Source organism: uncultured Arenimonas sp., assembly GCF_963976025.1.
GTDB lineage: Bacteria > Pseudomonadota > Gammaproteobacteria > Xanthomonadales > Xanthomonadaceae > Arenimonas.
In genome coordinates, this window is the sequence record NZ_CAXBJS010000111.1 from 1 (window position 1) to 8,703 (window position 8,703).

8 protein-coding genes are annotated in these 8,703 nt (G+C 64.7%); 5 read left to right on the forward strand and 3 right to left on the reverse strand.

All coding sequences use genetic code 11. The features are described from left to right. Both AACZ35_RS09585 and AACZ35_RS09590 read right to left on the reverse strand, forming a co-directional pair. On the reverse strand, window positions 1-745 hold a 745-nt coding region (locus AACZ35_RS09585), incomplete at its 3' end, for an RDD family protein (RefSeq protein ID WP_339828531.1). 65 nt (window positions 746-810) lie between these two features. After that, window positions 811-1,968, reverse strand: a complete 1,158-nt coding sequence (locus AACZ35_RS09590) for a beta-eliminating lyase-related protein (RefSeq protein ID WP_339828534.1) — start codon at window positions 1,966-1,968, stop codon at window positions 811-813. A 140-nt stretch (window positions 1,969-2,108) separates the two neighbouring features. Between AACZ35_RS09590 and AACZ35_RS09595 the strand changes: the two genes are divergently transcribed. Both AACZ35_RS09595 and AACZ35_RS09600 read left to right on the forward strand, forming a co-directional pair. Then, on the forward strand, window positions 2,109-2,309 hold the full coding sequence (locus AACZ35_RS09595) for a hypothetical protein (RefSeq protein WP_339828536.1): 201 nt from the start codon (window positions 2,109-2,111) through the stop codon (window positions 2,307-2,309). Window positions 2,310-2,426: 117 nt separating this feature from the next. Then, window positions 2,427-3,947 (forward strand): M20/M25/M40 family metallo-hydrolase, encoded by a 1,521-nt coding sequence (locus tag AACZ35_RS09600; RefSeq protein ID WP_339828538.1) that lies wholly within the window; start codon window positions 2,427-2,429, stop codon window positions 3,945-3,947. A 33-nt stretch (window positions 3,948-3,980) separates the two neighbouring features. Here AACZ35_RS09600 and AACZ35_RS09605 read toward each other — a convergent pair whose 3' ends face one another. Next, window positions 3,981-4,193 carry a type II toxin-antitoxin system HicB family antitoxin gene (locus AACZ35_RS09605; RefSeq protein ID WP_339828540.1) on the reverse strand — a complete coding sequence of 71 codons (213 nt, stop codon included), beginning with the start codon at window positions 4,191-4,193 and terminating at the stop codon, window positions 3,981-3,983. Window positions 4,194-4,338: 145 nt separating this feature from the next. On the opposite strand from AACZ35_RS09605, the gene AACZ35_RS09610 reads away from it, so the two are divergent. The 3 genes from AACZ35_RS09610 to AACZ35_RS09620 all read left to right on the forward strand — a co-directional run. After that, a complete protein-coding gene (locus AACZ35_RS09610) occupies window positions 4,339-6,234 on the forward strand; it encodes a S9 family peptidase (RefSeq protein ID WP_339828542.1) in 1,896 nt (631 codons plus the stop codon). 90 nt (window positions 6,235-6,324) lie between these two features. Beyond that, the gene (locus tag AACZ35_RS09615; protein ID WP_339828544.1) at window positions 6,325-8,169 is read left to right on the forward strand and encodes a DUF3500 domain-containing protein; all 1,845 of its coding nucleotides are present in this window, start codon (window positions 6,325-6,327) and stop codon (window positions 8,167-8,169) included. Between the two features lie 105 nt (window positions 8,170-8,274). Beyond that, window positions 8,275-8,703, forward strand: a 429-nt coding sequence (locus AACZ35_RS09620; protein ID WP_339828546.1) for a hypothetical protein, incomplete at its 3' end; no start/stop codon positions are given.

An 8,703-nucleotide genomic window follows, 5' to 3' on the forward strand; every position in this document is an offset into this window, starting at 1 on the left:
GGGCGCCATCGAGGTCGATATTGGTGCTGATGAAGGACCGCACGACATCGGGCTGGGCGCTCAGCGCGTCATTGGCTTTCAGCAGTGCCTCGAAGGTTGGCGTGCCAGCCAGCTTCTGGCCGAAGAAAGGCGCCGCCGCCGACAGCAGGGCCACGAGGCCCACCACGACCAGGTGCCCGCGCCAGATCGGCGCGACTGGAGGCACGCCGCCAGCCGGCACGCTGCGTACGACACAGGTTCCCGCCACGAGGTCATGCAGCGACCGGCGGGATTTCCGGTTGAAAACGAAGAGATAAACGATCGCGAACATGCCGCCGAACAGCAGCACGCTGATCACCACACCGAAGAAGGAGAACAGGGTCTGCTCGTCGAACGGCGCGCCATTGAGGAAAAACGGTACCGAGAACACCGTCTGGCGAAGCAGGGCACGGGGAATCGAGATCGGGTCGCCCGAAAGATCGGCCACGCGAATCCCAAGCAGGTACTTGCCCGGGGTACGGCCACCGGTGAGCCGGCTGTTGAGCAGGCCAAACGCCAACGCAATCGCGAACCCCACGAAGCGTTCGTAGCCCCCCATGCCGGCCAGGACATCGCCGATCGCCAGGCCCAGAAGCAGGCCGAACAAGCCAAGGGCCAGGCCATCGATGAGAAAGGCACCCAGGCGGCGCCAGAAACCGGCGAAGGCCGGTGCCGCATTCTCGGCAGGAGCCGCCGTATCGAGATCTGGGTTGTCGCCCTCAGTCATGCCATTGCCGTCGCGTTTTCAAGAGGCGTGACTATCGCCCACGCTTGCAGCGTGCGTCCACCCGGTCAAGCGGCGGCACTGTCGAGTAGTGCATGGGCAATGACCTCCGCCGGCTTGCGCAGCAGCGAAGTATTCACCTGCAGCGGGAATTCGGTGACGTCGTCGGGATAGCCGGGCAGCAGCACGCCGTGTTTCGAGGCGCGCTCGGACAGCGCCATCGAGGTGATCCCTTCGGCCTTTAGCAGGAACGTACTGGTGCCGTTTTCAAGCTTGAGGGCGGTGAAGCGGCCGCTGGCTTCGAGGAGGGCGATGATCCGGTCGGCCGCCTGCCAGGCCTTGGCGTAGTTGGCTTCGTAGTCGTCCAGGTACTGGTCGACGAAGGCGATGGACGGCCAGGCGGCCGGCAGCGCGCCGCCGAACATGCGACGCGTGTGGTACAGGCCTTCGATGAAGCCGGCATCGCCAGCGAGCATGGCGCCGGTGGCGCCGTTGAAGTGTTTCCACACCGATACGTACACCGTGTCGAAGAGCGCCGCGTACTCCTTCACGGACCGGCCGGTGTGCTGGGGCAGGTTGAACAGCCGCGCGCCGTCCAGGTGGCGGCGGATGCCTTGTTCACGCGCCCAGTCGCACAGGCGCGCCAGTTCGTCGAACTCGAAGAAGCGGTGCTGCTGCCGGCGCACCGGGCTTTCGATGGACAGCACGCCGATGCGCGATTCGACGCGGCCGCCGGCGGTGCGCGCAGCCCAGGCCTTGGCATCGTCCAGCGTGAAGCTGGCCTGCCCCGGCGCCAGCGGCAGCAGGGTGAGGCCGCTCAGCGCCTGGGCGCCGTCGCCGGTGTCGTTGTAGAGGTGGCTTTCGGCCTGCACCAGCACGCGCGGGCGGTTGCCGGCCAGCTTGCGCACGGCCAGGTGGTTCGCCAGCGTGCCGGTGGGCAGGAAGATCGCGGCCTCCTTGCCCAGGCGGGCGGCGAACTTCGCCTCCAGGGCTTCGATGGCGCCGCCGCGGGAATAGTTGTCGGGTGTGAAACTGGCGCGCCTGGTCGCCTGGTCCAGCAGCACCGCGTACTCGCGCGGGGTCAGCGCCAGGCCGTCGGAGTAGAAGTTGACGTTCCGGAACAGGCTTTCCTGCTCCGCTCCCGTCACTGCAGCCGACGCCGGGGCCGGCAAAAGGGTCGAGGCCGTGGCCAACGCGCCGGTAGTGAGGAAATGACGACGATCCATGCTTGCTCCGGCATGTTGAGCCGCCCCGATGGCGGCGTTCACAGCAGCCTCAGCATGCCGGGCGCTATGTGGGAGGGTCAATGCGGGCTGGTGCGCCTGCGCGCCCGCCTGACCCACCCACAATAAGAAGGAGTGCCTCCATGAAACTCATCATCGTGCTGATGCTGGCCGCCGGTCTTTCCGCCTGCGGCACCTACGGTTCCCGCGGCGGCTACTACGGCTCGGCCAAGGCCGGCGGCGACACCGTCACCGTTTGCCACAAGGGCAAGAAGACCATGGAACTGCCCCGCTCTGCGCTGGACGCGCACCTGGGCCACGGTGACCGTCGCGGTCGCTGCTGAGTAGCGTTTCTGAGAACCCGGTCCCGATAACAGGCCGGGCCGCTGCCGTTCGCCTTCACCGGCGATGGCGGGCCCGGCATACTCGGCGCTCGACCACGCGTTGAAGGCGGACCGGTGATGCTGAGCAAGACCCTCGTTTTCCTGGGCCTCGGCCTGGCAGGTGCAACGTTCTGTGTGACCACGGCACACGCCGCCCCGCCGGTAATGCCGGCCGAAACGCGGGCAGCGCTTGGTGAAGCCATCGCCGCCGACCACGACCAGGCGCTGAGCCGCCTGCGCGAGTGGATCGCGCTGCCCTCGATCAATGCCGAGAAGCTCAACCGCCAGGAAGGCGCCGAGCTGATGCAGCGCATGCTGCTCGACGCCGGCTTCGACACGGCACGCATCATTCCCACCGATGGCGCCCCCGGCGTGTTTGCCCGCCTGGACGCCGGCGCGCCGACGACCCTAGCCGTGTACTTCATGTACGACGTGAAGCAGTTCGAAGCCCACGAATGGAGCCAGCCGCCGCTGGAAGGCCGGCTGGTGGAACGCGACGGCAAGACCGTGCTGATCGGGCGCGGTGCGATCAACCAGAAGGGCCCGGAGGCCACGCTGCTGACGTCGATCCGCGCCTTCAAGACCACGGGCACGCCGCTGCCGGTCAACATCGTGCTGGTGGCCGAAGGCGAAGAAGAGTCGGGCTCCGAGAATTTTGGCCAGATCACCGGTGATCCCGAGGTCGCCAAGGCGCTTTCCGAATCCGTGGGCGTCATCCTGCCGGTTGCCTGGCAGGACAACGACGGCGGCGTCGAAATCTACCTGGGCGCCAAGGGCGTGGCGGAAGTGCAGTTGGTGGCCGACGGCGCCAAGTCGGGCCGTGGCCCCGGAATGGAAATCCACTCCTCCATGGGCGCGTCGGTGGAGAATCCAGCCTGGCGCCTGGTGAAAGCGCTGGACACCCTCGTTGCCGACGACGGCTACACGCCGGCCATCGATGGCTGGATGGACGACGTGCGGCCCTTGTCGGACGAACAGATCGCCCTGATCGAGTCGGGCATCCGGCCGGGCGCGGAGGCCGCGGCCAAGGAAGAGCTGAAGGTGCAGGGCTGGATCGCCGGCGAGGATTACCGCAGCAGCCTGATTCGCCTGGCCTCGCAGCCCACGGTGACCATCCAGGGCCTGGTGGGCGGCTACACCGGCCCGGGCGGCAAGACCTCGATTCCCTCGCGCGCGGAGGCAAAGCTCGATTTCCGGCTGGTGCCCGACATGCAGGCCGACGAAGTGGTGGCCAAACTGCGCGCCCACCTCGACAAACGCGGCTTCGACGATATCGAGATCGTGACCGGCGGCATCTACGGCCCGACCGAAACGCCCCGCGACGCCGTCATCGTCAGGGCGCTGGAAAAAGCGCTGGCCGGCGCCGACGTACCCCACACGCTGACCCCGCGCCTGGCCGGCTCCTGGCCCGGCTACCGCTTCACCGACCCGCCGGTGCCGCTGCCCGCGGTGTTCGTCGGCATCGGCCAGGGCGGCCAGGCGCATGCGCCCGATGAGTGGTACCTGATTGATGCCGAGGACCCGAAGCTCGCGGGCATCGACCGGCAGGCGCTGTTCTACGCGGAGTTCCTGTACGCGCTGGCCAAGACCAAACCCTGAGGGGCTGGTAGCCGTAGGCGCGACCATCTTTCGTCAGATGGCCACTTCCACATAGTTGACGTGGGTCACGGGCGGAGGGATCGGATCACCGTCCTCGCGGATGCCTTCGAGATGGAACTCGATCGCTTCACGCATCAACCGCTCGACTTCTTCCACTGAATCGCCGACTGCGACGCAGCCGGGAAGATCGGGCGCCCATGCGCCGTAGTTGCCTTCCGTCTTCCCAATGACGATTGCGTAGCGCATGGCGTTCGTTCCGGAGACCGACTCACTTCAGGATGCTCCTGCGGGGGATTGGGTGCAATGAAGGGCCCTCCCCTGAGAGAAATTCGCGGCCGGTTCCACCCACCTGCTACGTTGGCCCCTAAATACCCTGGGGAGGGAGCCACGCATGTCCACGCCGGTCCGTTTTGCCCTTGCTGCTTCACTGCTGCTGGCTGCCCTGCCCGGGCTGGCCAAGGAAGCACCCTCCGGCGCTGACGCCGAGCTCGAGGCCCGCATCACGGCCATGGCCCGCATGGCCAGCGCCACGGGGCCGCAGTATTCGCCCGACGGGCAGTGGATTGCTTTCCACACCAATATCAGCGGCGTCTCGCAGGTCTGGCTGCTGCCGGCCGAAGGTGGCTACCCACGGGCAGTTAGCGCCGGCCCCGATGCCGCCAACGGCGTGCGTTGGTCGCCCGACGGCCGGCTGGCCTATGCGGTGTCGCCGGGCGGCGGTTATAACGCCCGGCTGCTGCTGACCACGACCAAGGGCACCGACACCATCGCCATGGACGACGACGGCGAGGCCAATACCTTCCTGGGCGATTTCGCCGACGACGGGCGCTACCACTTCCGCAGCAACGTGCGGAACCCGTCCACCACCGACGCCTGGATCTGGGACCCGAAAACCGGCAAGGCCAGCATGGCCTTCGAGATCGACGGCTTCGGCGGCATCGCCGACCTGAAGGGCGAGCACGCGCTGGAATGGGAGCTGGTGACCCGCGGCAACCTAAACGCCTACCGGCGCAACCTGCAAACCGGCGAACGCATCCTGCTGACGCCGCACGAAGGCAATGCCGAGCTGTTCGGCCAGTTCGGGCCCGACACGTCCACCGTGTACCTGGGCAATAACCTGGGCCGGGACAACATGGTGTTCGGGCGCGTGGACATCGGCGCCGACGGCAAGGTCTCGGCACCGGTGACGCTGGCCGAACGAAAGGACGCCCAGCTCGAAGACTTCCTGCTGAGCAAGGACTACAGCTTCGCGCTGTTGGTGTGGAACGTCGCCGGGCGCAGTGAAATCGAGCGCATCTCGCTCCCCGACGGCAAGCGCAGCCCCCTGCCCGCCGCGCCGGCCGAACTGCTTTACGACGCCGACATATCGCCCGACGGCAAACATGCCGTGCTGTCCTTGGCCGGCTCCACGACCCCGGCGGACCTGTGGCAATTGGACCTGGCCAGCGGCGAATACACCCGCCTTACCTGGAGCCCGCACCCGGGCGTGGATCTCTCTGTCCTGGTGAAGCCCGAGCTGCGTACCTACAAGTCCTTCGACGGTCTGGAGCTGTCGGGCTGGCTGTACCTGCCCAAGGACTTCGCCGCGCCGGGGCCGGTGGTGCTCAGCTTCCACGGCGGCCCCGAAGGCCAGGCCGTGCCCTCCTTCCGCAGCGACTACCAGACCCTGCTGGCCAGCGGCATCGCCGTGTTCGCGCCGAACATCCGCGGCTCGTCCGGCTTCGGCAAGGCCTTCATGGCCCTGGACAACCAGGCCGGCCGCTTCGACGCCAACAAGGACATCCAGGCCACCGCCGACTGGCTGGTGCGCGAAGGCATCGGCGCCAAGGATCGCCTGGGCATCATGGGCGGCAGCTACGGCGGCTACGCCACGATGGTGGGCGTGACCGAATTCCCCGACACCTTCGCCGCCGCGGTGAACCTGTTCGGCATGGTCAACTTCGAAACCTTCTTCGCCCAGAGCGAGCCGTGGATGGCCGCCATCTCAACCAACGAATACGGCGACCCGGAAACCCAGGCTCAGCTGCTGCGCGACCTGTCGCCGATCCACAAGTTGGACCGGGTAAAGACGCCGTTGCTGGTGATGCATGGGGCCAACGACACCAATGTGCCGGTGGTGGAGGCGGAGCAGATTGTTGAAGTGCTCGGCAAGCGCGGGGTTGAGGTGGAGTACGTGTTGTTTCCGGATGAGGGGCATGGGTGGAGGAAGGAGCCCAATCGCGTTCGCTCGACCCTGGAGATGACGCGGTTCTTTCGGGAGCACCTGGACGAGAAATCCCGAGACTGAAGCAACAACCGAAGCTGGGCCGCTCATCATGATAGGTACGTCCGCTATTGACCCGAATCGGACAGTCGCTCAAGTCGCGACTGCCCATTCATGAACGTCACCAACCAAGCTACCAAGAGCCAACGAATGATCCGCCGACGTCTTTCAAAGCACCTAAAATCACAAAATTGGTTCGCGGTGGCGGTTGACTTTGTCATCGTCGTTGTCGGCGTTTTTATGGGCTTGCAGGTTCAGGATTGGAACGAAGCGCGCAAGGAACGCATCGAGGAGCACGCTCTGCTCAGCCGCCTTCACGCGGAGACAGTGAAATTACTCGAGACACAGCGCGAAGAGCTGGTGAGTCTGAGTGAGCGTGCCGACATCCTGATGAGTGTCAATCCCGTACTGTTCTCGCAGGCGCCATTGCGCGCCCTTTCCGACCTGGAGTGTCGTCATATTGTGGCGTCACACGTTTTCAGGAGGCCACCTGATGAACTGCCAGTTCTTGATGAGATGCTTTCCACCGGACGGTTTGACGTGTTGCAGGATGAAGGCATCAAAGAGTTCCTGCGTAGTTATGTGATATTTCGCGGGCGAGCACGCGCCTACTATGATGAGGCAACCAACGAGCTATTTCGATTGCACAGCCGGTTTCCGGATCTCATCGCACTCGGTCGGGCGCCATTGGAAGCCGGGACTGTTGACGCCTGGACCGCACTAAGCGGCGAGGGATTCCGTTGGAACCGTGCTTGTGACGTCGAGAAGATGCGGGCAAACCAAGCCTTTCTCAACGAGTATGTCGATAACCTGAGCCGAACCGGATCAATGATCCAGTTCACCGAACAGCGTCACGAGCACCTGGAAGAACTTGAGTCCGCGCTATCCGCACACCTCGGCGTTCCAGCGGAATCCCTCGCCGCATCACTTGCGGGCAACGCCTGGCTCAGCCGCACCGATCAAGGGACGACCAACGCCCCAGTTGCCGACACAGCTTCCTCGGCCGTGACGGACATGACCGCTTCGGCCAGCGCCCTTCTGGAAGCACTTCCGGGCGACAGGCGTGAGCGCATCGGCTTGGCGTTCGATTCAGAGGAGCGAATGCGCTGGCATTTCATCCCTCCGGAGATGTTCCCTCGTGCCGGCCTCGCATTGAACGAACTCAACGAGCGGCAGGCGATAGCCGCCCACGGGCTCTTGAAGGCGGGCCTTAGCCAGGACGGCTACTTGACGGCTACCGCAATCATGCAGCTGGAAGACGTGCTCAAGGAGTTGGAGAAGAGTGATCGCTTCGCACGCAACCCGGCGGACTACTACCTGACTGTCTTTGGTACGCCGAGTGTCCGCGGCACCTGGGCATGGCGCTTCGAGGGACACCATCTCTCACTTCACTTCACGATCGTCGACGGCCGTGCCACGGTAAGTACACCGTCGTTCTTCGGTGCTAGCCCAGCGGAGGTGCGGACTGGACCGCAGCGGGGTCGCAGGGCGCTCGCCATCCAGGAGGACGCAGCGCGTGCACTGCTGCAGTCGCTGGACGCAAGCCAGCGTTCGCAAACCGTGGTCAGCAGCATTACTCCCGACGGCATTCTGAGCGGAAATGCATTTCCGGTTGAGCCTGCCGCACCCTCCGGACTCACGGCGTCGAAGATGACCCCCGCGCAGCAAACCTTTCTCCGCAGTCTAGTGGAGGCGCACACCGCGGTCATGGCGGCAGACATAGCGGCGGAGCGATGGCGCCGAATCAATGACGGTGGCTTCGGTGATATTGGCTTTGCATGGGCCGGCAGCCAGGAACGCGGGCGCCCCCACTACTACCGAGTGCAGGGTCCGACCTTCCTGATCGAATACGACAACACCCAGAATGACGGGAACCACAAGCACATTGTCTGGCGGGACTTCGATGGGGATTTCGGGAGGGACCTGCTGCGGGAACACGTGCACTCGGTCCAGCACTGATGGGACGGGGCAGCAGACCTCCCAAATGACACCCCCTCCATGGGCACGAGACAGCCGGAGCGCGGGCATTTCTACTTGATGCCTTGGCTGAATACGGAGTCACCCATGCTTGCACTGCAAAGATCCGCGGGAGCAGCAGCGCTTCTGCAGGCACTCGCATACGTAGCCGGTTTCGCAGCGATCCTCGGCTTTCTCAATCCTGGAGATGTCTCGAACTGGAGCTCTATGCAAAGGCTCGAGTTCGTACTTGACAGAAAACTTTCCTTTCAGGCACTGAATATCTTCATCTACGTTTTTTTTGGTGCCGCACTGGTAGTTCTCACAGTCGCACTCCACGAGAGACTAAAGCGGGATGCTCCTGCGCTTTCCCAAGTCGCCGGAGCATTCGGACTTATTTGGGCTGGGCTTGTGATCGCCAGCGGAATGATTGTGAGCACGGGCCTGGATACCGTCGCTGATGTCTACGCCAGAAGTCCTCAAGAGGCTGCGTCCGCCTGGGTGGCAATCGGCGCGATCCAGAACGGGATCGGCGGG

Bases quoted from the DNA above. Each gene is read 5' to 3' on its own strand.
- AACZ35_RS09590 (WP_339828534.1), bottom strand. From the start codon at position 1,968: ATGGATCGTCGTCATTTCCTCACTACCGGCGCGTTGGCCACGGCCTCG.
- AACZ35_RS09595 (WP_339828536.1), top strand. From the start codon at position 2,109: ATGAAACTCATCATCGTGCTGATGCTGGCCGCCGGTCTTTCCGCCTGC.
- AACZ35_RS09600 (WP_339828538.1), top strand. From the start codon at position 2,427: ATGCTGAGCAAGACCCTCGTTTTCCTGGGCCTCGGCCTGGCAGGTGCA.
- AACZ35_RS09605 (WP_339828540.1), bottom strand. From the start codon at position 4,193: ATGCGCTACGCAATCGTCATTGGGAAGACGGAAGGCAACTACGGCGCA.
- AACZ35_RS09610 (WP_339828542.1), top strand. From the start codon at position 4,339: ATGTCCACGCCGGTCCGTTTTGCCCTTGCTGCTTCACTGCTGCTGGCT.
- AACZ35_RS09615 (WP_339828544.1), top strand. From the start codon at position 6,325: ATGAACGTCACCAACCAAGCTACCAAGAGCCAACGAATGATCCGCCGA.